This window comes from Rhodopseudomonas faecalis (assembly GCF_003217325.1).
Taxonomy (GTDB): Bacteria; Pseudomonadota; Alphaproteobacteria; order Rhizobiales; family Xanthobacteraceae; genus Rhodopseudomonas; species Rhodopseudomonas faecalis.
The window spans coordinates 97,897-123,722 of record NZ_QJTI01000004.1 but is presented as its reverse complement, the minus strand read 5'-3'; the positions used below and the strand labels follow the sequence as shown (position 1 = coordinate 123,722).

General features: G+C 63.8%; 26 protein-coding genes. 14 read left to right on the top strand and 12 right to left on the bottom strand.

Going from position 1 to position 25,826, the window contains the following annotated elements; all coding sequences use genetic code 11:
• Nucleotides 1-176: 176 nt before the first annotated feature.
• Nucleotides 177-824: a hypothetical protein gene (locus tag BJ122_RS05340; RefSeq protein WP_146227155.1), complete on the top strand. Its 648-nt coding sequence runs from the start codon at nucleotides 177-179 to the stop codon at nucleotides 822-824.
• 140 nt (nucleotides 825-964) lie between these two features.
• Here the strand turns inward: BJ122_RS05340 and BJ122_RS19750 are convergent, their stop codons facing one another.
• The 4 genes from BJ122_RS19750 to BJ122_RS05325 all read right to left on the bottom strand — a co-directional run bounded on the left by BJ122_RS19750 (nucleotide 965) and on the right by BJ122_RS05325 (nucleotide 3,434).
• Nucleotides 965-1,087, bottom strand: coding sequence for a hypothetical protein (locus BJ122_RS19750; RefSeq protein ID WP_283808427.1), 123 nt, complete (start codon nucleotides 1,085-1,087; stop codon nucleotides 965-967).
• Nucleotides 1,088-1,735: 648 nt separating this feature from the next.
• Entirely contained in the window at nucleotides 1,736-2,014 is a 279-nt protein-coding gene (locus BJ122_RS18955; protein WP_146227154.1) for a hypothetical protein, read from the bottom strand.
• Nucleotides 2,015-2,118: 104 nt separating this feature from the next.
• A complete protein-coding gene (locus BJ122_RS05330) occupies nucleotides 2,119-2,868 on the bottom strand; it encodes a Crp/Fnr family transcriptional regulator (RefSeq protein ID WP_245407623.1) in 750 nt (249 codons plus the stop codon).
• Nucleotides 2,869-2,990: 122 nt separating this feature from the next.
• Nucleotides 2,991-3,434 carry a PaaI family thioesterase gene (locus tag BJ122_RS05325; RefSeq protein WP_110780163.1) on the bottom strand — a complete coding sequence of 148 codons (444 nt, stop codon included), beginning with the start codon at nucleotides 3,432-3,434 and terminating at the stop codon, nucleotides 2,991-2,993.
• A 64-nt stretch (nucleotides 3,435-3,498) separates the two neighbouring features.
• Here BJ122_RS05325 and BJ122_RS05320 point away from each other — a divergent pair, with 64 nt between their 5' ends.
• From BJ122_RS05320 to shc, 3 genes are all read left to right on the top strand, one after another.
• A complete protein-coding gene (locus tag BJ122_RS05320) occupies nucleotides 3,499-4,128 on the top strand; it encodes an NUDIX hydrolase (RefSeq protein ID WP_110780092.1) in 630 nt (209 codons plus the stop codon).
• A gap of 78 nt (nucleotides 4,129-4,206) precedes the next feature.
• Nucleotides 4,207-5,406: a hypothetical protein gene (locus BJ122_RS05315; RefSeq protein ID WP_110780091.1), complete on the top strand. Its 1,200-nt coding sequence runs from the start codon at nucleotides 4,207-4,209 to the stop codon at nucleotides 5,404-5,406.
• Nucleotides 5,407-5,659: 253 nt separating this feature from the next.
• Nucleotides 5,660-7,729, top strand: a complete 2,070-nt coding sequence (shc, locus tag BJ122_RS05310) for a squalene--hopene cyclase (protein WP_110780090.1) — start codon at nucleotides 5,660-5,662, stop codon at nucleotides 7,727-7,729.
• 117 nt (nucleotides 7,730-7,846) lie between these two features.
• Here shc and BJ122_RS05305 read toward each other — a convergent pair whose 3' ends face one another.
• Nucleotides 7,847-8,152 carry a hypothetical protein gene (locus BJ122_RS05305; RefSeq protein WP_110780089.1) on the bottom strand — a complete coding sequence of 102 codons (306 nt, stop codon included), beginning with the start codon at nucleotides 8,150-8,152 and terminating at the stop codon, nucleotides 7,847-7,849.
• 252 nt (nucleotides 8,153-8,404) lie between these two features.
• On the opposite strand from BJ122_RS05305, the gene BJ122_RS05300 reads away from it, so the two are divergent.
• Nucleotides 8,405-8,887, top strand: coding sequence for a hypothetical protein (locus tag BJ122_RS05300; RefSeq protein ID WP_110780088.1), 483 nt, complete (start codon nucleotides 8,405-8,407; stop codon nucleotides 8,885-8,887).
• On the opposite strand, the gene BJ122_RS05295 is transcribed toward BJ122_RS05300, so the two are convergent.
• Entirely contained in the window at nucleotides 8,884-10,938 is a 2,055-nt protein-coding gene (locus tag BJ122_RS05295) for a C1 family peptidase (RefSeq protein WP_245407622.1), read from the bottom strand. The two genes, BJ122_RS05300 and BJ122_RS05295, sit on opposite strands and share 4 nt — an antisense overlap.
• Nucleotides 10,939-11,202: 264 nt before the next feature.
• On the opposite strand from BJ122_RS05295, the gene BJ122_RS05285 reads away from it, so the two are divergent.
• The 7 genes from BJ122_RS05285 to BJ122_RS05255 all read left to right on the top strand — a co-directional run bounded on the left by BJ122_RS05285 (nucleotide 11,203) and on the right by BJ122_RS05255 (nucleotide 18,483).
• Nucleotides 11,203-12,150, top strand: coding sequence for a TAXI family TRAP transporter solute-binding subunit (locus tag BJ122_RS05285; protein WP_110780161.1), 948 nt, complete (start codon nucleotides 11,203-11,205; stop codon nucleotides 12,148-12,150).
• 229 nt (nucleotides 12,151-12,379) lie between these two features.
• A complete protein-coding gene (locus tag BJ122_RS05280) occupies nucleotides 12,380-14,494 on the top strand; it encodes a TRAP transporter permease (RefSeq protein WP_110780160.1) in 2,115 nt (704 codons plus the stop codon).
• Nucleotides 14,491-14,865, top strand: a complete 375-nt coding sequence (locus BJ122_RS05275) for a DUF1850 domain-containing protein (RefSeq protein ID WP_110780159.1) — start codon at nucleotides 14,491-14,493, stop codon at nucleotides 14,863-14,865. Before BJ122_RS05280 ends, BJ122_RS05275 begins: the two co-directional genes overlap by 4 nt.
• Before the next feature lie 158 nt (nucleotides 14,866-15,023).
• On the top strand, nucleotides 15,024-15,779 hold the full coding sequence (locus tag BJ122_RS05270; RefSeq protein WP_146227153.1) for a lysozyme inhibitor LprI family protein: 756 nt from the start codon (nucleotides 15,024-15,026) through the stop codon (nucleotides 15,777-15,779).
• Between the two features lie 131 nt (nucleotides 15,780-15,910).
• Nucleotides 15,911-17,821 carry a propionyl-CoA synthetase gene (locus BJ122_RS05265; protein ID WP_110780085.1) on the top strand — a complete coding sequence of 637 codons (1,911 nt, stop codon included), beginning with the start codon at nucleotides 15,911-15,913 and terminating at the stop codon, nucleotides 17,819-17,821.
• A 98-nt stretch (nucleotides 17,822-17,919) separates the two neighbouring features.
• The gene (locus BJ122_RS05260; protein ID WP_110780084.1) at nucleotides 17,920-18,192 is read left to right on the top strand and encodes a hypothetical protein; all 273 of its coding nucleotides are present in this window, start codon (nucleotides 17,920-17,922) and stop codon (nucleotides 18,190-18,192) included.
• A 72-nt stretch (nucleotides 18,193-18,264) separates the two neighbouring features.
• The gene (locus tag BJ122_RS05255) at nucleotides 18,265-18,483 is read left to right on the top strand and encodes an alkylphosphonate utilization protein (protein WP_027278243.1); all 219 of its coding nucleotides are present in this window, start codon (nucleotides 18,265-18,267) and stop codon (nucleotides 18,481-18,483) included.
• A gap of 157 nt (nucleotides 18,484-18,640) precedes the next feature.
• Here BJ122_RS05255 and BJ122_RS19185 read toward each other — a convergent pair whose 3' ends face one another.
• From BJ122_RS19185 to BJ122_RS05245, 3 genes are all read right to left on the bottom strand, one after another.
• Nucleotides 18,641-18,808, bottom strand: coding sequence for a hypothetical protein (locus BJ122_RS19185; RefSeq protein WP_162531347.1), 168 nt, complete (start codon nucleotides 18,806-18,808; stop codon nucleotides 18,641-18,643).
• 402 nt (nucleotides 18,809-19,210) lie between these two features.
• Nucleotides 19,211-19,417, bottom strand: coding sequence for a type II toxin-antitoxin system HicB family antitoxin (locus tag BJ122_RS05250; protein ID WP_110780083.1), 207 nt, complete (start codon nucleotides 19,415-19,417; stop codon nucleotides 19,211-19,213).
• Nucleotides 19,417-19,611 carry a type II toxin-antitoxin system HicA family toxin gene (locus BJ122_RS05245; RefSeq protein ID WP_110780082.1) on the bottom strand — a complete coding sequence of 65 codons (195 nt, stop codon included), beginning with the start codon at nucleotides 19,609-19,611 and terminating at the stop codon, nucleotides 19,417-19,419. The genes BJ122_RS05250 and BJ122_RS05245 overlap by 1 nt, the downstream gene beginning before the upstream one ends.
• A 311-nt stretch (nucleotides 19,612-19,922) precedes the next feature.
• Between BJ122_RS05245 and BJ122_RS05240 the strand changes: the two genes are divergently transcribed.
• Together BJ122_RS05240 and BJ122_RS05235 are read left to right on the top strand one after the other, a co-directional pair.
• Complete coding sequence (locus BJ122_RS05240) at nucleotides 19,923-22,085, top strand: anthranilate synthase component I (protein ID WP_110780081.1); 2,163 nt, start codon at nucleotides 19,923-19,925, stop codon at nucleotides 22,083-22,085.
• A 60-nt stretch (nucleotides 22,086-22,145) separates the two neighbouring features.
• A complete protein-coding gene (locus BJ122_RS05235; RefSeq protein WP_027278241.1) occupies nucleotides 22,146-22,685 on the top strand; it encodes an adenine phosphoribosyltransferase in 540 nt (179 codons plus the stop codon).
• 109 nt (nucleotides 22,686-22,794) lie between these two features.
• Here BJ122_RS05235 and BJ122_RS05230 read toward each other — a convergent pair whose 3' ends face one another.
• The 3 genes from BJ122_RS05230 to BJ122_RS05220 form a co-directional block, all read right to left on the bottom strand.
• Complete coding sequence (locus BJ122_RS05230; RefSeq protein ID WP_027278240.1) at nucleotides 22,795-23,463, bottom strand: hypothetical protein; 669 nt, start codon at nucleotides 23,461-23,463, stop codon at nucleotides 22,795-22,797.
• Nucleotides 23,464-23,519: 56 nt separating this feature from the next.
• Entirely contained in the window at nucleotides 23,520-24,305 is a 786-nt protein-coding gene (locus BJ122_RS05225) for a P-loop NTPase family protein (protein ID WP_110780080.1), read from the bottom strand.
• A gap of 252 nt (nucleotides 24,306-24,557) precedes the next feature.
• Nucleotides 24,558-25,682: a M48 family metallopeptidase gene (locus BJ122_RS05220; protein WP_110780079.1), complete on the bottom strand. Its 1,125-nt coding sequence runs from the start codon at nucleotides 25,680-25,682 to the stop codon at nucleotides 24,558-24,560.
• Nucleotides 25,683-25,826: the final 144 nt, after the last annotated feature.

Here is a 25,826-nt window from a genome sequence, read left to right as displayed (position 1 = left end):
TTACAACGATATGTCTCGCTCAGCCCTTTAGGACGGTAGCTGCCAGTCACAGGCTTGCACTCGTCGAATGGGGTATGCCGCGCCGTGCAATATCGCGGCGCGATTTCTCCGTCTATTCAAGCGCGCGGAACGTTCGCGCCGCGAGCTTCCACGCGGAATTGATGAGGGCCGACTACATGACAAATTCAGAGCGGCTTTCGAAGCAGAAGATCAGGGAGTTGCAGGAAGAACTGACAATGTGGACGGCGCCAATAGCGTTTCGAGAACGTGTCGATGAAATCGTTCTATCGCTGCGCCGAGAAGTCTTCTTTGGGCAGGCCGGGCTAGCATTTCTTCGAGACGCTTGGATCGCGAGTCGCGTTGCGTCGGCGCTATTACCGGAGAAGGTGCGATTAGTCTGTGAGGAGCGTCCTGACTTCGAGTTCTGCAGCGGAGGGATGATTGAACAATTCGAAGCCACCGAAGCGGACCGAGCAGGTCGTAGAAGAGGCGATGAGCCTACTATTGAGAGGTGGTGGTGGGAAACGGTCGAGCATTGCCGAGACCGTTTCGAAGCTATACCGGCTGCACTCGAGCGGGTAGTAAGCAAGAAGGTCGCGAAAGGCTACCAGTCCGGCGTAAGCCTCGCAATTTATCTTAACCTGAATTGCTATGGGGCATACGTGAATGAGGGGCTCCCCATCATCGCGAATGCTACTGCGCCAGCAAGCCAGCAGTTCAAGAATATCTTTGTGATTTGGGAGCGCTCACTCTATCGCCTTTGGCAATCCGGTGAACGGGCGGTCGCGCAGTGGGATACTGCCAGGCCGAACGAGCCAGCTTAGGCACTTCTGCTCTATCACTTTGGGTGAATGTCACGATCGTGCCAGCGGACTCTTCTGTTTAGAATTCGCAGTGGCTCAAGCCGGCGCCGTTTCTTATTGCTTCTCGGTACGATCACCGCCGCATCCCATCACTCTCGCCATCACTCCCTGATCAGCACCCATGGCAGCGAGCTGCCGTGCACCACGGCGTAGCGATTGATGTGACCGTTGCGGCATTCGAAGGTGCGCAGCTCATAGCCGTGCGCCGTTGGCGTGATCCGCATCAGCCACGTCCGGGCGCCGCATTGCGTGCAAGGCGAGGGGGCCGGTTCGATTATTGCCGGCTGCGCGACCACAAATTCCTTTCCGTTTTGCATAGGCCCTCCTGACGCGGCCCTTAACGGCGGCGGGCCAATGGAGTTGTTGCCTTGGTGGTGGCGGCGTGCCGCCAGTTATTCATGCCGTCTGCGTGGACCGTCGTGGGCGTGGGCGAGTTGGCCAGCTTTCGGTTCTGTCGCATTTTCCTGACGCGAACCGGCAGCCACTTCGCTCGCCAACGCTATAGCGGCCGCAGCTCGGCGCTTAGCCTAACGCGCAGCCGTCGGGATGCGCGTCTGTTGTGTGCCGGTCTGGTGACCGGATGCTGCTGCGCTACCGGATGCTGCTGCGCTAAATGTGCGGTCGCCGCCAAGTTGCGATCGGTGCGGTTCAGTGGGGCGATCGCAGCGAGGCTAATCGCAGCGAGGCTATACGGCGTTAGCGCTTTATTCGGCGGGCAGCGCATTCCCGGGCGCACGACGCGCTGCAGCGCGCGTGCGTTGCTTCGCAAGGCTCGTCATTTCAAGTGGCCCGCCGCGGCAAGCGCGGCACGGCGTGGTCTCTGTTGGACGCAATCGATCAGTGCTCGGTTGACCTGATCGACGCAGCATGGCTCACGTCTGATCGTTCAACGGTAGGCGTCGGCACGTAGCGCCCGCGGCCACAATGCCGGCGCGGGTCGCCTGATCGATATTCAAAGCCTGATCGATATTCAAAGCCTGATCGATATTCAAAGCCTGATCGATATTCAAAGCCTGATCGATATTCAAAGCCTGATCGATATTCAAAGCCTGATCGGTGCTTGCAGCGTAGTTGTGAATTGAAGCGTGATGCTCCTGAGCCGGTTCTGGCGCGGATAGTGTGACGAGCGTCGTGAAGCGCGTTGGTGTCACATTGTGCGTGCGATGGTCGGCTTTTCCTCCGCGCTTGGCTGATGATCACGAGGTTGATAGCTGTTCGCTGTGCGATTCGCTGTCTCAATTTGCTCAACTAAGCATCATTCTGGCGATGCGCCTGAATTTTGTGCAGGGCTGTCGCGATAGTCCTTAGTGTCGCATAGCGGCCTGTTGCGCAGAAACGCGGTCAGCCGTTCGTCGTTGACTTCGATGCGGCCGTTATAGGCAATTAGCCCGAGCTTGCGGAATTTGTTCATGAAGTAACTGACGCGCGAGCGGGTGGTGCCGATCATGTCGGCCAGCGTTTCCTGGCTGAGCGGCGGCCGCACCCGCTTCGGCTGATCGGGCGTCTCGCGATGGGCGAGCAGCAGCAGCAGGCGCGCCAGCCGCTTTTCGCTGGAGTTGAATAGCTGATCGACCAGATCTTCCTCGATCCGGCTGTTGCGGCTCAGCAGATAGCAGGTGAACAGTTCGGTGAAAGCCGGCTGCTCGCGCAGCAGGCTGAACACCATCTCGCGCGGGATCGCCGTGATCAGCGAATGCTCCAGCGCCACCGTGCTCGACAGCCGATACTGCTTGCCGGTCAGGCAGCCTTCGCCAAAGAAGCTGCCGGGCCCGAAGATCGCGACCACCGCTTCCTTGCCGTGCTCGGATAGCACCGTCTGTTTGACGCAGCCCTTCTGCAGGTAGAACACCGAGTCCGCCGGGTCGCCCTGCGCGTAGATGGTCTGATTCCGGCGCGCGTCGATCACGCTCCGGCCCGGCCCCGCACAGGCGAGGAAGATTTTGAGGTCGAAAGGCGTCGGGGTCTCCACCTGTCTCTTCTCCATCCAAAAGAGCGGTGCAACCATTACGTGTTACCGCAGCATCCACCGCTTTTTCGGGGCAATCAAGCCCTTGCGCACAAAACGCGACGTTCGGCACGCGGAATATGGAGGAGAGGGGTGTTATGATGCCGCTTGGGCGGTGCCGGTCAGTGCCGGCTGCGCGGCGCCACGATCTTGAACACGCCATGCGCCAGAATGATGCAGCGGCCGTCGACGCTCAGTTCGGTCGAGGTGAACACCAGGCTCTTGGTGCTGCGCACCACCCGCGGCCGCGACACCAGCAAATCGCCGACCCGGCCGGCGTCGATGAAATGGGTGTCCATCTGCACGGTGGCGAGATGGTCGGAGCCGGAGGCGAGCCGCGCCGCCATGCCGGAGCTGCGGTCGGCCAGCGTCATCAATAGCCCGCCTTGCACCAGGCCGCGCCGGTTGCGGTGCTTGCCCTCGGCGATGATGGCGTATTCGTGCACGCCTTCGAACTGGCGGTGCCACATCGGGCCGACCAGATCGATAAAGCCGTCATCCTGCATCACCTCCCAGCCTGCGGCTCTCATGTCGTCGGCAGTGATGGGATGGGCGGCGTGGGGCATCAAGGCTTCCATGCGGTGCGTGGTCGCGGTTTCCTCGGTCACGGCGGCGGTGTAGTCAAGCGTCATGGAACGCGCACATAACGAAGCGCTGCGGCAGCGGATCGCTGCACGCTGCGCAGCCTTTCAACGCCTCGAAGAAGCCGGTCATCCGCCCGGCTTGAAGCACGCCGCGGTGGCGATCGCGGTGCTGGAGCGAACCGCCACCGAACCCTCGAGCTTTCTATTGACGCGCCGCGCCGCGGGGCTGCGCGCCCACAGCCTGCAATGGGCACTGCCGGGCGGGCGCTGCGATCCGGGTGAGGACGCCATCGGCGCGGCTTTGCGCGAACTCCATGAAGAACTGGGGCTGGCGCTCGATGCTGCTGACGTGCTCGGCGTGCTCGACGATTATCCGACCCGCTCGGGCTATCTGATCACCCCGGTGGTGGCCTGGGCCGGCCGCGATCCGGCGCTGGCGCTCAATCCGCACGAGGTGTCGTCGGTGCATCGCATTGAGCTTGCCGCGATCGAGGCCGAGGATGCGTTCGATTTCGTGCGGATTCCGGAGAGCGAGCGGCGCGTGGTGCGGCTGCGGCTCGATGATGATTTCATCCACGCCCCGACCGCGGCGCTGATCTATCAATTCCGCGAAGTGCTGGCCGGCCGCGCCACCCGCGTCGCCGATCTCGAACAGCCGGTGTTTGCCTGGAAATAGCGGTCGCGATGTCGCGCCGCCGGCGCGCGCGCAGGTTCCATGCTGACTTGCGCGCCCGTCTTGCCTAGAACATGGCGCATGCGAGCTCATGCGATTCGAACCTCCGGCCTCAGCCTGCTTGCGGTGCTGCTGCTGGCTCCGCCTTGCTTTGGCGATGACGCCCTGCGGCTGCCCGAGGGCGTCGCCAACGCCCGCGCCCAGGCGGTGTCGCCGCAGGCGATTGCCGAGTATCGGCGCAAGCTCGCCGAATATCAGGAAGCGCGCGCCGCCTATGAGCAGGACGCCAGCGCCTATTGGAGCGCGATCGCCGACAAGCGCCGCGCCCGCAATGCCAAGCGCCGCAATGGCGAGAGCGTGTCGCTCGACGATTATGTGCTGGAGCAGCCGCCGGTCTATGACGGGCCAAAACGCCCGGTCGATCCGATGCCGGCCGAGCCGGAAGAACAGCCGCGGCCGCGCAAATACATCCCGGTGGTGGCTGATCTGTTGCAGGCCGCGTCCGCGCAGTTTCAGTTCGCGCCGCAGCGTCCGTCCGCCGAGGTCGAGTTCAAGCGTGCTTATGCCCGCGCCGCCAAAGCGTCCGGGCTGACGCGCGAGCAGGCGGTGCGGGTCTATGCGTTCGAGACCGGCGGCAATGGTACGCACGACATGCAATCGGGACTGAGCGCGTCGCGTCCCAATTCGCGCGCGATCTCCACTGCAATCGGCTACAATCAGCTACTCACCACCAACAGCGTCGAACTATTGGCCGAGCAGGGCAATCATCTGCTCGGTGAGCTGAACGCCAAAGCCGCGCGGCTGACCGGGCCGGCGCGCAAGGCGATGGATCACAAGATCGCGGTGGTGAAGCGCATGATTGCGTTCACGCGCACGGTGCCGGACGAATGGGCCGCGCATGAAAAGCTCGCCGATACGCCGCAGGGCTGGGCGGTGCACGCGCTGGTGCTCGACATCGATGTCGGGCCGTGGCTGCAAACTCACAAGCTGCTGACCTCGGTGAAGTTCGCGCGCATGAAGGGCTATTTGCAGCCTTTGACCGCGGCCGAGCTGGAGATGATGAATCTCACCGGCGATGGCACGGGTCTCGATATGGTGACGATGCCCGATGAGATGCGCGACGTGGTGCCAACCGCGAACTTCTTTCAGCGCAGCGGTTATGAGCGCAACCCGGTGGCGGTGCGCCACAACACGGTCGCCAAACTACTTGCTGTGACTGACCGCCGCATGGACAGCGCCAGCAATAATCCAGGCGCGCGCGAGCTGTTTGCAGCGTTCTGAACCGTCGCGCATTTATGTCGCGGCTCGCCGCGCGGATGCATGGAAGCTGCGCTTTGACGTGCTGTTCGTTCTGTAGTACGAGCCGCTGATCCCGCTCGGCCTGCTGGCGGCGGGTTCAGTTATGCCCATGTGCCAACCTTGGCGTTGGCCGGGTGCAATTCACTCGGTCTTGGTCTGAGCCGCTGGTTCAGGCGTAAGCCGCGGCCCTGCGGGGAACCCCCTCCACCAGATTGAACGTTGCTGAGATCCTGGAATGACGACGCATTCAACTATGGCACAGCGGGCAGGCGCCTCCTGCAATATGGACGGCGCGCTGCAAGCGACCATCCAGCAGGCGACGGAATGGCTGATGAGCCAGCAGAAGCCGGATGGTCACTGGGTCGGACGCTCTGAGTCCAACGCCTGCATGGAGGCACAATGGTGCCTGGCCTTGTGGTTCATCGGTCTGGAAGATCATCCGCTGCGCGTGCGGCTCGGTCAGGCGCTGCTTGATACCCAGCGTCCCGATGGCGCCTGGCACGTGTTTCACGGCGCGCCGAACGGCGACATCAACGCCACAGTGGAAGCCTATGCCGCGCTGCGTTCGCTCGGCCATCGCGACGACGAGCCGGCGCTGCGCAAGGCGCGCGAATGGATTCTCGCCAAGGGCGGGCTGCGCAATATCCGCGTGTTCACCCGCTACTGGCTGGCGGTGATCGGCGAATGGCCGTGGGATAAGACGCCGAACATTCCGCCGGAAGTGATCTGGCTGCCGACCTGGTTTCCGCTGTCGATCTACAATTTTGCGCAATGGGCGCGCGCCACGCTGATGCCGATCGCCATTCTGTCGGCGCATCGGCCGAGCCGCGCGCTGCCGCCGGAAAACCGCTTGGACGCGCTGTTCCCGGAAGGGCGCGACAACTTCAACTACGATCTGCCGGAGCGGCTCGGCGCCGGCGTGTGGGATGCGTTCTTCCGCAAGGTCGACACCATTTTGCATTCGCTGCAGACCTGGGGCGCCAAGCGCGGCCGTCATGGCCTGATGCGCCGCGCGGCGCTCAACCACGTGCTGGAATGGATTATCCGCCACCAGGACGCCGACGGCGCCTGGGGCGGCATTCAACCGCCGTGGATCTACGGCATCATGGCGCTGCATTGCGAGGGCTATGCCCTCAACCATCCGGTGGTGGCCAAGGCGCTCGACTGCATGAACGATCCGGGTTGGCGCGTCGATGTCGGCGACGCCTCGTTCCTGCAGGCCACCAACAGCCCGGTCTGGGACACCCTTTTGTCGCTGATGTCGCTGGAAGACGCCGAGATGCGCGGCCAGCATCCGGAAGAGGTCGAGCGCTCGGTGCGCTGGGTGCTGCAGCGTCAGGTGCGGGTGCCGGGCGACTGGTCGGTCAAGTTGCCGAACGTCAAGCCGGGCGGCTGGGCGTTCGAATACGCCAACAACTTCTATCCCGATACCGACGATACCGCGGTGGCGCTGATGGCGCTGGCGCCGTTCCGCAACGATCCGAAATGGCAGGCCGAAGGCATCGAGGAAGCCATTCAGCTCGGTGTCGATTGGCTGATCGGCATGCAGTGCAAGGGCGGCGGCTGGGGCGCGTTCGACAAGGACAACAACCAGAAGCTGCTCGCCAAGATTCCGTTCTGCGACTTCGGCGAGGCGCTCGATCCGCCGTCGGCCGACGTCACCGCGCATGTCATCGAAGCGTTCTGCAAGCTGGGCATCGATCGCCGTCATCCGTCCATGGCGCGCGCGGTCGCCTATCTGAAGCGCGAGCAGGAGCCGAACGGTCCGTGGTTCGGCCGTTGGGGCGTCAATTACCTCTACGGCACCGGCGCGGTGTTGCCGGCGCTGGCCGCGATCGGCGAAGACATGAGCCAGCCCTATATCGGCCGGGCTTGCGACTGGCTGGTGGCGCAGCAGCAGGATAGTGGCGGCTGGGGCGAGAGCTGTTCGTCCTATATGGACCCGAGCGCGGCCGGCCGCGGCGTCGCCACCGCGTCGCAGACCGCGTGGGCGGTGATGGCACTGCTCGCGGCGAACCGCCCGAAGGATCGCGACGCGATCGAGCGCGGCTGTCTGTTCCTGATCGACAACCAGCGGCTCGGCACCTGGGTCGAGCCGGAATTCACCGGCACCGGCTTCCCGGGCTATGGCGTCGGCCAGACCATCAAGCTCAACGATCCGTTGTTGTCGAAGCGGCTGATGCAGGGGCCGGAGCTGTCGCGCTCCTTCATGCTGCGCTACGACATGTATCGGCACTACTTCCCCTTGACCGCACTCGGCCGCATGAAGGCGATGCTGGCCAAGGAAGCGGCGGCGACGCGCTAATCAAGCTGACCTGCGCACGACACAATCAATGGCGGTTCTGATCGGTCAGAACCGCCATTGTCATATGCGCCACGAGGTTACGCCGCGCGGTCCGGTCATTGATACGACCCGATGGTACTACGACCCCGAGCCGAATTTGAAGCTGCCGTCAGCTTCGAGATACGGCCCGGTGCGCATATAGAGCTGGCCGTTGGTGCCCAGGAAGAACAGCGTGCCCTTCGGCACCCGCTTGGCGCCCTTGAGCAGATCCTTGGCGTTGTTGGTGCCCAGGCGATAGGACAGCGTCTTGCCGTCATTGCCGTACACGTAAGCGATGTCGGGCGACAGCTCCCAGGACATCGCAGGCTCCGGCTCCGCGAGCGCGGCAGCGGGGGTGAGGCTCAACAAAGCAGCGGCCATCAATCCGCACATGCTGGTTTTCATGTCGCACCTCCTTGCTCTCACCCGTGATTGTTACCAATTCCACGGTCGATAAAAATCCTACCAATTCGTCGACGAACAGACCGCGAACGTAGTTGCGCGTCAATGACCTTGGCCTCGAATCGGTCTTGTGATGACGCCCGGCTCAAAGGCTCGAACCAACCCGAGGCGGTTTGACAGCCGGAACGGGCGGTCCCACCTTCGGGACGATTTGGTGATGGATGTAATCCGCAAGGGAATGCAGCGATGATGCCAATGAGTCAGATCGTGAAGCGCAGTGTGGTCGCCGCCGTGCTGGTGCTGCCGGCCGGGGCCGCGGTGGCCGACGAGTTCAAGCTGGTCAGCAATCAGCGCATCGCCTGCAGCCGCGGTTTTAGCCCGGGCAAGCTCAATACGGCCACCTGCCGGTCCTACGCCTATCTCTTTAATGCCCGCACCTCCGAGTATTTCCGCTGCCAGGTCAGCATGTCGGTGACGCGCGACAACAAGGAAATCATCAACGTCCAGACCGATGGCGGCTGCGCCAAGAAAGCCCGCATCTTTGAGACGGATTCGAACTATTCCTTTGACGCGATGGAAACCGAACCGCCGAACACCAACTCGTTCTTCGGCACCGGCGGCTACGCGATTTGGGCCAGCGACACCACCACGCAGAAGCTGCGCGGCTGCATCACCATCAATCCTGGGCTTGGTCCAGACATCAACCGTTGTCTGGATATGACCTTCGACCAAAATTAGTAGCCGGTCAGTTCATTGGGCCTCGGCGGCAGCGGCACGGGTTTTCCGGCGATCCGGTTCATGATGGTGGTCAGGGTCGCGGCGTCGTTGTCAAAGCCGCCATGGCTGGTCGATTGGCTGTCGCCGCCCGCGCCCGAATAGCTGATCTTCAGCTTGGCCGAGGACGGCAGCCCGCCGTGGTATTTTGCCATGCCGGCGATCGGCATCGGCACCGGGTCCTCAAAGCCGCGCGACACCAGATACAGCAGCGAGCGCGAATAAGACGGCAGCACCGGAATGTTGGTCGAGACCGTGTCGGCCAGTTCCTGGGCGTCGGTCAGGGCATAGAGATAGAGCTTGTCCTGCAGCGGCAGCGCGCCTTTGCCGGTGAGGTAGGGCGCGTAATGCTGGTTGAAGAAATCGACCGTGCAGGCCGGCGCCATCAGATGGATGCTGCCGAGCTTGAGGTTCTTGATCTTGAAGCGGCCAAGCGCGGCCAGCAGCCGACCGAGCATGATCGCGCCGGCGCTGTGGCCGACCAGATGCAGCACCGGGCGGTGATCCTTGGCGGCGTCGAGCCCGGCCAGCAGCGGGTTTAGGCCGCGGAAGCCGCCGTCATAATCGACCGAGCTGTCGAACGACACCGCGGCGTCCTGCTTCATGTTGCGCCAAGCGTGACTGCCGATTTCCTTGCCGGGGCCGGCTTCGAACAACCAGTCGAACAGCCCGCCCGCGACCTTGCCGGCAACATGCGACTGCGAGATTTTGCCGAACACCTCGTCAATCAGGCCCGAGCCCCACATCAGATGGAAATTGTACAGTTTGTTGCGCGCAAAGATGTTGTGCCGGGTCCAGGTGGCGATGCGCTTGGCTTCATCGACCAGCGAGTTCAGCCCGCCATGGGCGTAGATCACCAGATGATCATAGCCTCGGCCGCTATTGGCTGACGGCAGCGTCAGCCGCTCCACGGTCTCCTGCATCTCGGTGCTGGTCGGCGAGCCGTATTTGCCGTCGGTCACCAGCCGGCCGTCATCGATATTGATGAAATGGCCGATGATATCGCTGCGCTCCGGATCGCGGCTGAACAGGCCTTCGGCACTGCTGGCGATGCTGGCGCCTGGAATGGCGCGGAACGCCGTCGGTGCCGGCACGCCGAGCTGCAGCACCCAGGCGTCCATGATGGTCGCCGCCCAATCGGTGTAGTGCCAATGGGCGACGCCGTTCTGGCCCCATTCCGGGCCCCAGGAATTGAGCACCCAAAATCCTTCGGCGTCATAGCCGACGATCGCGAAGGCATGGCCGCCGGCCGGGGTGCCGCCCGGCTCGATGCGCTGGCCGTCTTGCAGCGTCTGCCAGTGGCTATGGATCTGCGCCGAAGCGTAGATTACGCCGACATCGTTGAGCGCGCAGTGATAGTCGCTGATGTCCGGCTGCAGCCGGAAATAGGCGCCGAGCCGGGTGTCGCGCGCTTCCTTGGCCATGTCATAGGTCAGCGCCCATGGCGTCTCCTGCGCGCCGTCCGGCGCGGTCGTCTCGCTGCACACGCCGTTGCGGAACAGGCCCTTGATGGCGCCGCGCAGGCTGGAGCCCTGATAGGCGCTGCCTTCCCACTCGTCGTTGCGCTTGGCCATCTCGTAGAGCATGCGCGCGCTGACACGCTGCGGCCGCTCGGGCACGCTGTCGCGGAACCGCAGATAGTCGATGACATGCGCCAGCGAATAGCCGGTGCAGCTGCTGTCGGCGCCCTGATCGCGTACTGGAAAGGCGATGCGCGGATAGATCGCGGTCTGTAGCGGCCGCAGATGCGGCGCGTAGATGCGGTCACGGATATCGGGCAGGTCGGGCAGGATGTCGAGCTTGCGCTCGCCGAGCGTCGTCGTTTTGGCGGTGAACGAACGGCCGCCAAGCTGGATGACGCCAAAGCCGGCACTGGCGTCCGGGGCGGCGTCGGCTGGCAAAGGCGAGGGCGCCGCGGCGCTGCGTTGTTCGGCGGTCTGCCGCGGCGTCGCGGCGGGCGTAGCGCGTGACCGGCTGCGGCCGGTCTGTTTCGATCCGTTCGCTTTCCTGGTCATGCTCACCCCCTATGCGCTGCAGTCTGCTCGCAAAGTATCGGCGATACGCCGGGCAAGTGCAGCACGATCGCCGCGCAAGCTCAAGGGCGAGGGCGGGGCGGGGATCAGTTCGGCGACCGCGCGCTGCGACCGCAATACCTCCTACCAGGATCGATGGCCGGTGCCGCGCGTTCCTGGACAGTGACCACTTGCCCGATTTGGAGGGTTGACCGCGGGCGGCGCGCCGTTCAGTTTCTACCTCAAGAAAATGGGAGAGAAATGCTCATGAAGTTCGGGTTGATCGGGGCCGCGCTTGCGGCCGCGTGTGTCCTGGCGGCGCCGCAGGCGCAGGCCCAGCAGTTCATCAATGTCCTCACTGGCGGCACGTCTGGGGTTTACTATCCGCTCGGCGTCGCCATCAGCAAAATCTACGGCGACAAGATCGCCAATGTGAAAACCCAGGTGCAGGCCACCAAGGCCTCGGTCGAGAATCTGGTGCTGTTGCAGCGCGGCGGCGGCGAGATCGCGTTCTCGCTCGGCGATTCCCTGAAGGCGGCCTGGGAAGGCGATGAGGAAGCCGGCTTTAAGAGCAAGCTCGACAAGCTACGGGTGATCGCCGCGATCTATCCGAACTACATCCAGATCGTGGCCACCGCCGATAGCGGCATCAAGACGCTGGCCGATCTCAAGGGCAAGAGCCTGTCGGTCGGCGCGCCGAAATCCGGCACCGAGCTGAATTCGCGCGCGATCCTGAAAGCGGCGGGCATGGACTACAAGGATATCGGCAAGGTCGAATATCTGCCGTTCGCCGAATCCGTCGATCTGATGAAGAACCGGCAGCTCAGTGCCACGCTGCAATCGGCGGGCCTTGGCGTCGCGTCGCTGAAGGATCTCAGCAATTCGAGCGAGATCACCGTGGTGTCGGTGCCGAAGGCGGTGGTCGACAAGATCGGGCCGCCATTCGTGGCGGCGACCATTCCGGCGGGCACCTATAAGGGCCAGGACCAGGACGTCCCGACCGCTGCGGTGGTCAATTATCTGGTCACCAGTTCAGCGGTGTCCGATGAACTCGCCTATCAGATGACCAAGCTGATTTTCGAGAACCTGCCGGAGCTGGCCAACGCCCACGCCGCCGGCCGCGAAATCAAGCTGGAAAACGCGGCCGCTGGCAGCCCGGCGCCGCTGCATCCCGGCGCCGCGCGCTACTACACGGAAAAGGGCGTGCTGAAGTAGTTCGCTTATCCCTCCCCTTGTGGGGAGGGTGGACGGCCGTCAGGCCGGCCGGGTGGGGGGAACACGAGGCTCTGCTTCGGCTTTGAAGGCAGTGCCCGGCGACCCCCACCCCGGCCTCCGCTTCGCTCGGCCGCCCTCCCCGCAAGGGGGAGGGATACGTTCGATGCACGTCAGGATCAAACTGGCGACCGTTCGACAACCACTGAGCAGTGCGATCAACACCATGCAGATGTTGCAGCCCGTCACCACGGTGGACCACGCCCCGGTCAAGGTCGAGTTCGACAATTTCGAGCACGGCTTTCCCGATGGCTTTGGGCCGCGCGGCTGGGATCATCTCGCTTATGCGGTCGCGATCGCCTTTGCGGTGTTTCAACTGGTGATCGCCGCCTGGAACGTGCTGCCGAGCCAGGTGGTGCGCGGCGTGCACGTCGGCTTTCTGCTGCTGCTGACCTTCGGGCTGATCGGCAATTTCACCGCCAAAACCAAGGCCGGCCGGATCGTGGCGTGGCTGATCGGCGCGCTCGGCTTCGGCTGTGGTCTGTACCAATGGATCTTCTATGCCGATCTGATCGCCCGCGACGGCGATCCGACCCATGCCGATCTGGTGGTCGGCACCGTGCTGGCGCTGCTGATCTTCGAAGGGACGCGCCGCCTGATGGGGTTGGCGCTGCCGCTGATGTGCGGCGTCTGTCTGCTCTATTGGTTCTTCGGCCAGTATCTGCCGGCGCCGCTCAATCATCGCGGCTATGATTTCGATCAGGTGATCACCCATCTGTCGTTCGGCACCGAAGGCTTTTACGGCGTGCCGATCTATGTGTCGGCCACCTACATCTTCCTGTTCATCCTGTTCGGCTCGTTCCTGGAACGCGCCGGCATGATCCAATTGTTCACCGACGTCTCGCTTGGCCTGTTCGGCGGCACGCGCGGCGGCCCGGCCAAAGTCGCGGTGTTCGCCTCGGGCATGATGGGCACCATTTCCGGCTCCGGCGTCGCCAATGTGGTCACGGTCGGCCAGTTCACCATTCCGCTGATGATCAAGTTCGGTTATCGCCGCGCCTTCGCCGCCGGCGTTGAAGCCACCGCCTCGATGGGCGGGCAGATCATGCCGCCGGTGATGGGCGCGGTGGCGTTCATCATGGCCGAGACGCTCGGCGTCGATTACGCGGTGATCGTCAAAGCCGCGGTGATCCCGGCGCTTTTGTATTTCGCCTCGGCGTTCTGGATGGTGCATCTCGAAGCCGGCAAGCACGGCCTGGTCGGCATGCAGCGCTCCGCGCTGCCCAGCGTCTGGAAGGCGCTGGCGAGCCGCTGGTATCTGGTCCTGCCGCTGGCGGCGCTGATCTTCATGCTGTTCGAGGGTTTTACGCCGCTCTATGCCGGCACGATCGGCCTGTCGCTGACCGTGGTGCTGATCCTCGGCGCCGCGATCGTGCACGGCTTTTCCAACAACGTGCTGCGCATCCTGTTCTGGGTCGGGCTGGCGCTGATTGCCGGCGCGGTGTCACGCCAGGGGCTGAACGTATTCGCGGTCGCCGGCATCGTCGCGGCCTTGATCGCGCTGGCGGCGCTGACCCGCGGCGGCCGCAACACGCTCGCCGCCTGCCGGGATTCGCTGGCAGTGAGTGCCAAATCGGCGCTCACCGTCGGCATGGCCTGCGCGATCGTCGGCACCATCATCGGCATGATGACCCAGACCGGGATTGGCACCATCTTCGGCAGCTGGGTGATCGGCCTTGGCGAGACCAGCCTGTTTCTGGCGCTGGTGATGACCATGCTGCTGTCGATCCTGCTCGGCACCGGCATCCCGACCATTCCGACCTACATCATCACCGCGGCGCTGGCCGCGCCCGCGCTGGCCAAGCTCGGCGTGCCGCTGATCGTCAGCCATATGTTCGCGTTCTACTACGGCATCATGGCCGACCTGTCGCCGCCGGTGGCGCTGGCGGCGCTGGCAGCGGCGCCGATCGCCAAAGAGAACCCCGACAAGATCGGCTGGGAAGCGATGCGGATCGCGCTCGCGGGCTATGTGATCCCGTTCATCGCGGTGTATTCGCCGGCCTTGATGTTGCAGCCCGGCGACCCGATGCAGGCCCATCTCGGCTTCTATGGTGCGGTCGCCTATGCGTCGCTGAAAGCGCTGCTGGCGATCGCTCTGCTCGGCATGGCGGCGATCGGTTTTCTGTTCAGCCGCATGACCGTCGCCGAGCGGTTGCTCGCGCTCGGGGCGGCGCTGTGCCTGCTCGGCGAGTTTCACTACAGCGACATGGTCGGCTTTGCGCTGGCCGCGGTGTCGATCGCCTGGCAGTGGCTGCGCCGCGGCCGCATCACCACGGCGCCGACATGAGCCTGTGCCTGCTGTCGGCCGGCGTCACCAAATCGCTGGCGCTGGCGGCGTTCACGCTGCTTTGGACCCATTCGATCGAAAAGACCGCTTGGCAGGAAGACTGGCGCGTCGGCCCCGACGGGCTGACGCTGGTGGCGGCGCGCATCAAGGGTAGCGGTGCCGGCATGGAGCCGCCGCCGGACGCGCGGCTGGTCGATGGCTGGCTGCAATGGCAGATCACGCGGCCGCCGCAGAGCGAGCTGGTGCTCGCCGATTCCGGCGCGGCCGGCGAATGGCGGCTGTGCGCGGATGGCCAATGTCAGACGCTGTCTGCGATTTTGGGCGACAGCCATGATGCTGCGACCACAGTGCTGCGCGCCTGCGATCCCTGATCAAGCGTCCCTGATCAAGCGTAGCGTGGTCGCGGCCATCATAGGCCTTTGCCCGATTGCACTGCGGCTGATCGCGGCTAAAACGCCTCACGCGGCGTTCGGCGAAGCTTGAGCAAGCACGGCGAGCGCCGCCGAGCGTGGCAGAGCGAGCAGCAAATATGTCTTCATGGCGCAGCGTGGCGATCAGCGCCGCGATCATCACGGCGATCGGCAACGGCGCGCTGCGTGCCGCAGTCGATGAAACGGTCGAGATCGCGCCGCTCGACCCGGCGCCATGCCGGCAGGCCGAGCTGGCCCATGACGATGACGCGGTGATCGCCAAATGCGGCGCGGTGATCGATCACGCCAAGACGGCAAAGGCCGACCGCATCGCGGCGCTGCTGGCGCGGGCCGCGGCCTTTCAAGCCAAGCAGCAGATCGCCCGCGCGCTGTCTGATTACGACGCCGTGTTGGCGCTCGACGACAGCCGTGCCGATCTGTTCAACCAGCGCGGCGAACTGCGCCGGCAGCAGGGCGACCGCCGCGGCGCGCTTGATGATTTCGTCGCGGCATTGAAGCGCGACCCGGACCATACGGCGGCGCGTAGTAACCAGCAGACGCTGACGCGCGAATTAGAGCGGATCGGCGCGCAGCTCGCGCTGAAAGGCAAGCCGAGTTTTGATTGCACGCGGGCGCGCGCGCCGGTCGAAAAAGCGATCTGTGCCGATCCGGAGCTGGCCGATCTCGATCGCGAAATCGACAATGTGTTCGCTCGGCGACTGCGCGCCGCCGAGCGCGGCGACGTTGCGGCGCTGCGCCGCACGCAGCAGCAATTTCTCGCGACGCGCGCATCATCGTTCGGCCGCCCGGGTTTCGATTTGCGCGCGGTGATGACGGCGCGGCTGCGTGAATTACTTGGCACTGTGGCCCATTGAGCTGAAAAGCGTCGCAAACTCGGCTATTTGGAGCCAAAAAAGCTCTTGATTAGGAACAAAGGTGGGGTTGCTATCTGCGGTAAAAAGCCGGAGATGGCGGGAATTGCCGCAAATTCCTGGGAGATGACGCCATGAGCATTCATGAATGCAGCCGCTATCGCGAGGTCCACGCCCGGTCGGTGTCCGATCCCGAAGGATTTTGGGGCGAGGCCGCACGGGAGATCGACTGGATTCAGGCCCCGACCAAGGTGTTCGATCCCAGCAAGGGCCTCTATGGCCGCTGGTTCGCTGATGGTGTGGTCAACACCTGTTACAACGCGCTCGATCGTCACGTCGAAGGTGGCCGCGCCGATCAACTGGCGCTGATTCACGATTCGCCGGTCACCGGCACCGTGACCAAGTTCACCTATCGGCAGCTGCTCGATGAGGTGAAGGCGTTTGCCGCCGTGCTCGCCGATCTTGGCGTCGGCAAGGGCGATCGCGTCATCATCTACATGCCGATGGTGTCGGAAGCCGTGGTGGCGATGCTGGCCTGCGCCCGCCTTGGCGCGGTGCATTCGGTGGTGTTCGGCGGTTTTGCCGCCAAGGAACTGGCGACCCGCATCAACGACGCCAAGCCGAAGGTGATCTTGTCGGCGTCGTGCGGCATCGAAGTGTCGCGCATCGTGCCCTACAAGCCGCTGCTCGACGACGCGATCGCGCTCGCCGCCCATCAGCCGGAGAGCTGCGTCATCCTGCAGCGCCCGCAGCTCAAGGCCGATCTGATCAATGGCCGCGATCATGATTGGGCGACGCTGCGCGCCGAGGCGATCGCCGCCGGCAAGAGCGCGCCGTGTACGCCGGTGCTCGCCACCGATCCGCTGTACATTCTGTACACCTCCGGCACCACCGGGCAGCCGAAGGGCGTGGTGCGTGACAATGGCGGCTATCTGGTCGCGCTGAAATGGACCATGGAGAATCTGTACGGCGTGAAGCCCGGCGAGGCTTGGCTGTGCACCTCCGACATCGGCTGGGTGGTCGGCCACAGCTACATCGTCTATGGCCCGCTGTTCCACGGCGCCACCACCATCATGTATGAAGGCAAGCCGGTCGCGACCCCGGATGCCGGCGCGTTCTGGCGGCTGGTCGAGGACTACAAGGCGGTGGCGCTGTTCACCGCGCCGACCGCGTTCCGCGCGATCCGCAAGGAGGACCCGGAAGGGGCCTTCATCAAGAAATACGACATCTCGACGCTGCGTACGCTGTTCCTGGCCGGCGAGCGCGCCGACCCGCCGACGGTGGAATGGGCCGAGCAGCAGCTCAAGCTGCCGGTGATCGATCACTGGTGGCAGACCGAAACCGGCTGGTGCATCGCCGGCAATCCGGTCGGCCTTGGCCTGTTGCCGGTCAAGCATGGTTCGCCGACCGTGCCGATGCCGGGCTATCAGCTCGAAGTGGTCGACGAGGCCGCCAAGCCGGTGCCGGCTGGCACCATGGGCTCGATCGTCATCAAGCTGCCGCTGCCGCCCGGCTGTCTGCCGACGCTGTGGGAGCAGGATGAACGCTGCCGCGAAAGCTATTTTGCGGATTATCCCGGCTATTACAAAACCTCCGACGCCGGCTACATGGACGAAGACGGCTATGTGTTCGTGATGGGCCGCACCGACGACATCATCAATGTCGCCGGTCACCGGCTGTCCACGGGCGGCATGGAGGAAATTCTGGCGTCGCATCCGGACGTCGCCGAATGCGCGGTGCTCGGCGTCGCCGACCCGATCAAGGGCGAGGTGCCGTGCGGCTTCCTGGTGCTCAAGAGCGGCGTCACCCGCGATCACGCCGAGATCGAGAAGGAAGTGGTCAAGCTGGTGCGCGACAAGCTCGGCCCGGTGGCGGCGTTCAAGCTGGCCGTCACGGTCGGCCGGCTGCCGAAAACCCGCTCCGGCAAGATTTTGCGCGGCACCATGAAGAAGATCGCCGACGGCGAGGCGTGGTCGATGCCGGCCACCATCGAAGACCCCAATGCGCTGGAAGAGATCAGCGTGGCGCTCAAGAGCCACCACTGATCCTGCGGCGTCATTGACCTTTCGGGATCGCGGCTTGCATTTGCCGCGATCCCGGTTCATCGGTGCGGGGGTTTTAATCGCACAGGAGCGCGTCGCGCATGTCCCCCACCGTTCCGAGCCGCCTGGCGCTGGCGCTGCTGGCGGCGCTGGCGCTGTCCGCCTGCAGTTCGCGTCACGAGGTCCCGAGCTACGCCGCAATGCCGGAAGACGATGATGCGTTCTGCCGTCAGAATGGCGTCGCGGTCGGTTCCAATGAATACGTCGCCTGCCGCAAGAACCGCGACGTGCAGCGCAGCAACGCGCTGACCCGCGCCAACCGCGCCCAGCGCAATCTCGGCGAGATGATGCTGAACAATCCGGAACGGCCGTAACCGCCGCACCGCACTTTCTTTTCCGATCGGGCGTGGGCCAGCCGCGCTCGGTCACATCACCAAGGACATCGCATGGATATCAAGGTCAGGGACTGCAACGGCGCACTGCTCGCCGAGGGCGACAGCGTAACGCTGATCAAGGATTTGAAGCTGAAAGGCTCCTCGACCGTGCTCAAGCGCGGCACCGTGATCAAGAACATCCACCTCACCGACAATGAGGAAGAGATCGAAGGCCGCACCGACAAGGTCAAGGGCCTGGTGCTGCGCACCGAGTTCTTGAAGAAGGCGTAACGCGTCCGCCCACGGCGATCGCTATCACCCCATCCGCACGTCATGGCCGGGCTCGTCCCGGCCATCGACGTCTTTGAGCTTGCACTGCCTCAAGACGTGGATGCCCGCGACAAGGCCAGCATGACGGGTCATTGGTGGCAGCCGCTATGCTGTAAGATTAGTGTTTGGTCGCGGCGGTTGCGCAATGGCACGCCGCGGCCTGCAGCTTGGCGATTTCGATCTCGAGTTGCTCGTTGACCAGAATGAGCGCCTTCACAGCGCCGCGCAGGTCGCCGCCGCAGGTGGCAATGATTTCTTCGATCTGCATTTCAACCGGAGTACTCACGACACAGCTCCATTGTTGCTGTTGTTACTTCGCCAATGGAATACGGCGGAAGTTTCGTGCGATTTCGGCGTGATTGGGATCAGTTGCGGCGACGATTGTTATCCACATTACTCCACAGCTGCACTGCAATTTCCGCACTGCGTTTCCGCAGCGCAACCGGCACCGCTCCGCACCCGCCTTGAACTAACAACGCGGCAAGGCGGATCTGGTTCCAGGGCTGGAACGAGGTTGCATGCCGGGAACGGGTCAGGCGTCAGCGCGTACCGATGCGTTGTTGTCGCAGTCAGAAACCGGCAAAATAGGCTGCGTCCGCCGTCCCCATTACGGCCGGTTGTCACCCGGCATGCGTAACCTGAACGCGGCATCGGCAATCATGTTCCGATCGGGACGCAAAGCCAGATTTTATGCATCAATGTAGTTGGCGATGCTGGTCGGTGGTGGCACTGGCAGGCCGTCAGTCTTCAGTCCTTCGATATGAAAGCGGATCGCTTCCCGGATTTCGACTTCCACCTCCGCGACGCTCGCTCCGGTTGCCACGCAGCCTGGCAGATCGGGCACGTAGGCCGAGTAGTTGCCGTCGGCCTTTTCGATGATGATGGCGTAGCGCATCAGGGCTTCTCCTTGAGGTGAGCCTGCTTCAGGATACTGGCAAAGGTGCCCGGTGCAAGGTCGTCGGATGGCTTGCCGGCGACGGTGACACGGCCCGGTTTGACGGGGTGTTTGAATTGCCGGTGGCTGCCGCGGGTGGCCACTAGCCGCCAACCGTCGGCTTCGATCAACTGGATCACGTCGCGGATCTTCATGACCAGACCTCTCAGCTCGAGGCTCTTTTGTTATTTCACCTCAACGGTCGTTAATAGGCCAGCCAGTCCCTCCGTCTCCGCCTATTGTCGGGATATTCCGGGCCGATCACAGTCTTGACATCGAAGGGCTGCGATGGTGCTTTACCGGCCATGAAGATCGCAGCTCACAAGACCCGTCTTTGGTGGCGCACCTCCTAAGAGGTGGCCATGCGATATCTGCTGTTTCCAATCGTCAAGGCCGTCACCACTAGGGCGGCCTTTTCTATGTCCTGTGTGGCGCTCCTCCCGGCAAGTCTGAATTAGAGGATCACATGAACAGGACCGTGTTTTCACTCCCGCCCGAGAGCCAGTTCGTCACGGCTGCCGGCCTCGCCATCACCCGGCGTACCGAGAGCTTTTCCGGCGGCGCGCGGCTCGACGCGCTGGTCGAGACGCTCGATAGCCGCCGCGGCGTGATGCTGTCCTCCGGCACCACGGTGCCCGGCCGTTACGAGAGCTTTGACCTCGGCTTTGCCGATCCGCCGCTGTCGCTGACCACCCGCGAGGCGGAATTTGCCATCGAGGCGCAAAACGCCCGTGGCGAGGTGCTGGTGGCGTTTCTGGCGGAAACGCTCAGCGACCCCAGCTTTGCCATTGAAGAACGCAGTGCCGGCCGTATCGCCGGCAAAATTTTGCGTGGTGAGGCTCCGGTCGATGAAGAACAGCGCACCCGCCGCGCCAGCGCGATGTCCTTGGTGCGGGCGCTGGTCGCCGCGTTCAGCAGCAGCGCTGACCCGATGCTCGGCCTGTACGGGGCGTTCGCCTATGATCTGGTGTTCCAGATCGAGGACCTGAAGAAGCGCCGCGAGCGTGCCGCCGATCAGCGCGATATCGTGCTCTATGTCCCGGACCGGCTTTTGGCCTATGACCGCGCCAATGGCAGCGGCGTGATCCTCTCTTACGATTTTGCCTGGAACGGCCGCTCGACCGCCGGGCTGCCGAACGCCACCTCCGAAAGCGTCTACAAGAAGCTGCCGTGCCAGAAATTCGCCGACCATGGTCCGGGCGACTATCCGGCGGTGGTGGAAAAGGCGCGCGAGGCTTTTGCGCGCGGCGATCTGTTCGAGGCGGTGCCTGGGCAATTGTTCGGCGAGCCGTGCGACCGCTCGCCGGCCGAAGTGTTTCAGCGGCTGTGCCGGATCAACCCGTCGCCCTATGGCGGCCTGGTCAATCTCGGCGACGGCGAATTTCTGGTGTCGGCCTCGCCGGAAATGTTCGTGCGCTCCGATGGCCGCCGCATCGAGACCTGTCCGATCTCCGGCACCATTGCGCGCGGTGCCGACGCGATCGGCGATGCCGCGCAGATCCAGAAGCTGTTGAACTCGGAGAAGGACGAGTTCGAGCTGAACATGTGCACCGACGTCGATCGCAACGACAAGGCGCGGGTCTGCGTGCCCGGCACCATCAAGGTGCTGGCGCGGCGCCAGATCGAGACCTACTCAAAACTGTTCCACACCGTCGACCATGTCGAAGGCATGTTGCGGCCGGGCTTCGACGCGCTCGATGCGTTCCTGACCCATGCCTGGGCGGTGACGGTGACCGGCGCGCCGAAATTGTGGGCGATGCAGTTCGTCGAGGACAACGAGCGCACCCCGCGGCGCTGGTATGCCGGCGCGTTCGGCTTTGTCGGCTTCGACGGCTCGATCAATACCGGCCTGACCATCCGCACCATCCGCATGAAGGACGGCCTCGCCGAGGTGCGGGTCGGCGCCACCTGCCTGTTCGATAGCGATCCGGAGGCCGAGGACAAAGAGTGCCACGTCAAGGCGGCGGCGCTGTTCCAGGCGCTGCGCGGCGATCCGCCCAAGCCGCTGTCGGCGGTGGCGCCGGACGCCACCGGCTCCGGCAAGAAGGTGCTGCTGATCGACCACGACGACAGCTTTGTGCACATGCTGGCCGACTATTTCCGCCAGGTCGGCGCCCAGGTCACCGTGGTGCGCTATGTGCACGCGCTGCCGATGCTGGCCAAGCACGAGTACGACCTCTTGGTGCTGTCGCCGGGCCCGGGCCGGCCGGAAGACTTCAACATCAAGAGCACGATCGACGCCGGGCTTGCCAAAAACCTGCCGATCTTCGGGGTGTGCCTCGGCGTGCAGGCGATGGGCGAATATTTTGGCGGCACGCTCGGGCAATTGGCGCAGCCGGCGCATGGCCGGCCGTCGCGGGTCACGGTGCGCGGCGGCACGCTGATGCGCGGCCTGCCGGCGGAAATCGTGATCGGGCGCTACCATTCGCTCTATGTCGATCAGGCGAGCATGCCGGAGGTGCTGCAGGTCACCGCGGCAACCGACGACGGCATCCCGATGGTGATCGAGCACAAGACCCTGCCGGTCGGCGGCGTGCAATTCCACCCGGAATCGCTGATGTCGCTCGGCGGCGGCGTCGGGCTGAAAATCGTCGAAAACGCCTTCCGGCTTGGCCTTCCGGCCAATTGACAGTTTTGCCCCGGAGAACGTCTGTTCCCCCACCGCTTCAGCATTGCGAAAGACAGGAAGATGACCTTCGAACAGGACCTCAAGGCCAGCGTGCGCACCATCCCGGATTATCCCAAGCCGGGCATTCTGTTCCGCGACATCACCACGCTGCTTGGTGACGCGCGCTCATTCCGCCGCGCGGTCGACGAACTGGTGCAACCCTGGGCCGGCTCCAAGATCGACAAGGTCGCGGGCATCGAGGCGCGCGGGTTCATCCTCGGCGGCGCCATCGCCCATCAGGTGTCGTCGGGCTTCGTGCCGATCCGCAAGAAGGGCAAGCTGCCCCATACCTGCGTCAGCATGGAATACGCGCTGGAATACGGCACCGATCACATCGAAATCCATGTCGACGCGCTGCAGAAGGGCGAGCGGGTGGTGCTGGTTGACGATCTGATCGCCACCGGCGGCACCGCGGAAGGCGCCATCAAGCTGCTGCGCCAGCTCGGCGCCGAGGTGGTGGCGGCCTGCTTCGTGATCGACCTGCCGGAACTCGGCGGCGCCGACAAGATCCGCGCCATGGGCGTGCCGGTGCGCACCCTGATTTCGTTCGAAGGCCACTGAGCGGACGACATTTGCCCTCTCCCCGCGCTGCGGGGGGAGGGCTCAAGGCGTAGCACGACGCTGCTGGATTGCTGCGGCGCTGCGCGCCTCGCCATGACGGCTTGGTTGCTCAGCGCAGCGGCCGCGACAATTCCATGTCGAGGTCGCGGAAGTGGGTGTAGTTGCGCCGGATCCACTGATGCAGTTCGGTGGACGAGTCACGCTCGGCGCGCAGATAGCCGGTGAACGAGAAGCCGAGCCGGTCGATATAGGTCTTCAAGAAATTCGGCAGCGCGGCCACCGGCAGCACCCGGCCCTGGGTATAGATGCGCGGCAGCTCGCCGCGCAGCACATATTCGTTGTCGATCGCGATCAACAGCCGCGGCGGGATCTGCGCCTGCAACAGCTCATAGGCGCGCAGCGACACCCGGTCTGAATCGGCCAGAAACAGCACCAACGGCGCCACGCCGCGGCGCGCGGCTTCCTTCAGGAAGCCGATCTCGCCGATCATGACGAAGAATTCTTGAAAAGCGTGGTAGCCAAGGTCGATCACCTTGGCGAGCTGATCATTGACGATCAGCCGGTCCATCAGCGCCATCTTGCCGAAGGTGTCGTCGATATTGGCGGTCTCGGTGACGTTCGGCAGGTAATCGAGCAGCGACGGTTCCCGGACATTGACGTCGAACGCCAGCACGTCGCGGCGTTGCAGCAGCAGGAACTCGGACAGCATCCGCGCGATCAGCGTTTTGCCGACCAGCGGCCGAGGTGAGCAAACGATATAGACCGGAGTGCGGATCATGGTGTGGGATCAGACGGGTATCCCGTCTGATTCCACGAATTCGCGCAGCGTTGCAACTATTTCTCCGGCGGGGCGCCGATGCCGGCGCCGCTCACGGTCGGGCGCGGGCCGGAACGCTCCTTGCCGACGATGTCGGTGAGCTGAATGCGGTCGAACTCGCTCCAGACATTGGCGAGCCAATGGCGCACATAGCCGCGCAGCACGAACGAGTAGTTGGCCGGCTCGTCGTGATGGCCCTTATTGGCCACGAATTTCAGGAACGGCACCGACGACACTTCCACCTGCTCGAACGCCATTTCGTTGAGTTTGGGGATGGTCAGTTCGGTGGCATCCTTGATGCGGTGGAAATAGGTCTTGTAGGTCGCCTGATCCCACTCAAAGAAGCTGGTGTTGTTGATGAAGTTCTTCACCAGGAAGTATTTGGCGCCGTGCATGAAGCTGGCGGTCTCGGCGATTTCGTCGAGCGAGGCGATCGACGGGCCGAGGATGTGGAACACCGCAAAGGTGATCTGGCCCGATTGAGCCGCGTCCAGGAAGCCGATATCGCGCAGCGACGCCAAGGCCGGCGACAACAGGCCGGCGCGCACGTCGATCACCGTCACCGACGGCGCCGCGGAATTGAGCGTATCGAAGATCTTCATCTGGTCCGCGGTCGTCGTCATATCGACGATCTCGGTGATGTCGGGATGGAAGCGCTTCAAGGTGCCGCGCGGAAACTCGGTATCGAATGCCCGGGTCGGCACGTTGTTGGCACTGAAATAATCGAGAAGGGTACGAGAGACCGTGGTCTTTCCGACGCCGCCCTTGTCGGCCCCCACAACAATCACTGCTGGCTTCGGCATGACATTCCCTAGATTGCTTTTGCGCCCGATTTTCCGCGCCCGGCCACGCGGCGTCCCGCTGTGGCTGGCGTCCTTCCCTGCTTTGGGCGCGAACATGGCAGAAACAAGGGATAATTCAATTGCGGAGAGAACAAGGCGGGCAATAGCGCACAATATCCTGACGCCACGATACCCACGACAATCGCCAGTGCGCGTGGCGAATCGCAGCAAGCCGCACTTGGAAGCGCTGGATTATCAGTGTCAGGCTGCCGGTCATCGGCGTTGCTCCCAGGGGCCGGGCGGCGAGGGCGCGTCTGGCAAGGGCGTCGGCGTTTCCTCCTGCTGATCCAATTCGGTGTCTGGCGCGGCGGCTTCGGTATCGGGCAGCGGTCCAGGATCGTGACCGCCGGCGAATTTCACCAGCGCATCGATGCGGGCCGGCACCGAGGGGTGGGTGGCGAACAAATCGGCAAAGCCCTCGCGCGGATTGTCGACGCACAGCTCCATCACCGCTGAAGTGGCGCCGGGAAGTTCGCCGCGATGCTCGATCTTGCGCAGCGCCGAGATCATCGCGTCGGGGTCCTTGGTCAGCTCGACCGAACCCGCGTCGGCCAGAAATTCGCGCGAGCGCGACAGCGCCAGCTTCAACAGTTGCGACATCAGCCAGGCGAGCATGATCAGCACCACCGCCAGGATCACCGCCAACACCGCGCCGCCGCCGCCCTTGCGGTCCGATGAGGACGACGACGATGACGATGAGGATGACGACGAGGAGCCGCCGCCGAACCGCCAGCTCGAGTTGAAGAACAGCCGGAACAACAATTCGCCGAAGAAGCCGACCACGCCGGCGATGATCATCGCCACCACCATCATCTGCACGTCGCCATTGCGGATGTGGGTCAGCTCGTGGCCGAGCACCGCCTCAATCTCGCGATCATCGAGCCCGTCGATCAGTCCGGTGGTGACGGTGATGGCGTATTGCTTTGGATTGAGGCCGGTGGCGAATGCGTTGCGCGCTTCGCTGTGCATCAGCTTGAGCTTGGGCATCGGGATGCCGCGCGAGATGCACAAATTCTCCAGCGCGTTGTAGAGCCGCGGCTGCTCCTTGCGGCTGACCGCGTCGCTGCCGGTGACGAGGTCGATCATCTTCTGATGGAACGCATAGGCGATCGCCACCCACGCCATTGTGCCGAGCGTGGCGAATGGCAAGGCCACCAGCAGGTCGTGGCCGGCGCGGGCGAGGTAATCGCTGAATTGGCCGCTATTATCGGTGACCGCTTCGCCGATCAGCGCGCCCGCAAACACCAGTACATCAACCAGCAGAAACAGCCCGATCAGCAACACCACCGAGCGGGTCTTGTTGGCGGCAATGTGAGTATAGAGACCGTAGGCGGCCATCGGGCACGCTCCAGTTACGCGCAATGCACTACGTCATTCCGCCGCGTTCAGCGGCGCAGACCCTGATCTCGACGTGGGAGAACTCTTTTCAACACCTCGGGAGGCCGGGTTCGCGCGACGCGCGCCCTGGATTGACGCGGGTGC

Bases quoted from the DNA above. Each gene is read 5' to 3' on its own strand.
- BJ122_RS05280 (WP_110780160.1), top strand. From the start codon at position 12,380: ATGTTGCAGCCCGTCACCACGGTGGACCACGCCCCGGTCAAGGTCGAG.
- BJ122_RS05275 (WP_110780159.1), top strand. From the start codon at position 14,491: ATGAGCCTGTGCCTGCTGTCGGCCGGCGTCACCAAATCGCTGGCGCTG.
- BJ122_RS05300 (WP_110780088.1), top strand. From the start codon at position 8,405: ATGAGTCAGATCGTGAAGCGCAGTGTGGTCGCCGCCGTGCTGGTGCTG.
- BJ122_RS05315 (WP_110780091.1), top strand. From the start codon at position 4,207: ATGCGAGCTCATGCGATTCGAACCTCCGGCCTCAGCCTGCTTGCGGTG.
- BJ122_RS05265 (WP_110780085.1), top strand. From the start codon at position 15,911: ATGAGCATTCATGAATGCAGCCGCTATCGCGAGGTCCACGCCCGGTCG.
- BJ122_RS05340 (WP_146227155.1), top strand. From the start codon at position 177: ATGACAAATTCAGAGCGGCTTTCGAAGCAGAAGATCAGGGAGTTGCAG.
- BJ122_RS05305 (WP_110780089.1), bottom strand. From the start codon at position 8,152: ATGAAAACCAGCATGTGCGGATTGATGGCCGCTGCTTTGTTGAGCCTC.
- BJ122_RS05285 (WP_110780161.1), top strand. From the start codon at position 11,203: ATGAAGTTCGGGTTGATCGGGGCCGCGCTTGCGGCCGCGTGTGTCCTG.
- BJ122_RS05260 (WP_110780084.1), top strand. From the start codon at position 17,920: ATGTCCCCCACCGTTCCGAGCCGCCTGGCGCTGGCGCTGCTGGCGGCG.
- BJ122_RS05230 (WP_027278240.1), bottom strand. From the start codon at position 23,463: ATGATCCGCACTCCGGTCTATATCGTTTGCTCACCTCGGCCGCTGGTC.
- BJ122_RS05225 (WP_110780080.1), bottom strand. From the start codon at position 24,305: ATGCCGAAGCCAGCAGTGATTGTTGTGGGGGCCGACAAGGGCGGCGTC.
- shc (WP_110780090.1), top strand. From the start codon at position 5,660: ATGACGACGCATTCAACTATGGCACAGCGGGCAGGCGCCTCCTGCAAT.
- BJ122_RS05330 (WP_245407623.1), bottom strand. From the start codon at position 2,868: ATGGTTGCACCGCTCTTTTGGATGGAGAAGAGACAGGTGGAGACCCCG.
- BJ122_RS19750 (WP_283808427.1), bottom strand. From the start codon at position 1,087: ATGCGGATCACGCCAACGGCGCACGGCTATGAGCTGCGCACCTTCGAA.
- BJ122_RS05220 (WP_110780079.1), bottom strand. From the start codon at position 25,682: ATGGCCGCCTACGGTCTCTATACTCACATTGCCGCCAACAAGACCCGC.
- BJ122_RS05320 (WP_110780092.1), top strand. From the start codon at position 3,499: ATGGAACGCGCACATAACGAAGCGCTGCGGCAGCGGATCGCTGCACGC.
- BJ122_RS05255 (WP_027278243.1), top strand. From the start codon at position 18,265: ATGGATATCAAGGTCAGGGACTGCAACGGCGCACTGCTCGCCGAGGGC.
- BJ122_RS05270 (WP_146227153.1), top strand. From the start codon at position 15,024: ATGTCTTCATGGCGCAGCGTGGCGATCAGCGCCGCGATCATCACGGCG.
- BJ122_RS05250 (WP_110780083.1), bottom strand. From the start codon at position 19,417: ATGCGCTACGCCATCATCATCGAAAAGGCCGACGGCAACTACTCGGCC.
- BJ122_RS05295 (WP_245407622.1), bottom strand. From the start codon at position 10,938: ATGACCAGGAAAGCGAACGGATCGAAACAGACCGGCCGCAGCCGGTCA.
- BJ122_RS05325 (WP_110780163.1), bottom strand. From the start codon at position 3,434: ATGCCCCACGCCGCCCATCCCATCACTGCCGACGACATGAGAGCCGCA.
- BJ122_RS05235 (WP_027278241.1), top strand. From the start codon at position 22,146: ATGACCTTCGAACAGGACCTCAAGGCCAGCGTGCGCACCATCCCGGAT.
- BJ122_RS05240 (WP_110780081.1), top strand. From the start codon at position 19,923: ATGAACAGGACCGTGTTTTCACTCCCGCCCGAGAGCCAGTTCGTCACG.
- BJ122_RS05245 (WP_110780082.1), bottom strand. From the start codon at position 19,611: ATGAAGATCCGCGACGTGATCCAGTTGATCGAAGCCGACGGTTGGCGG.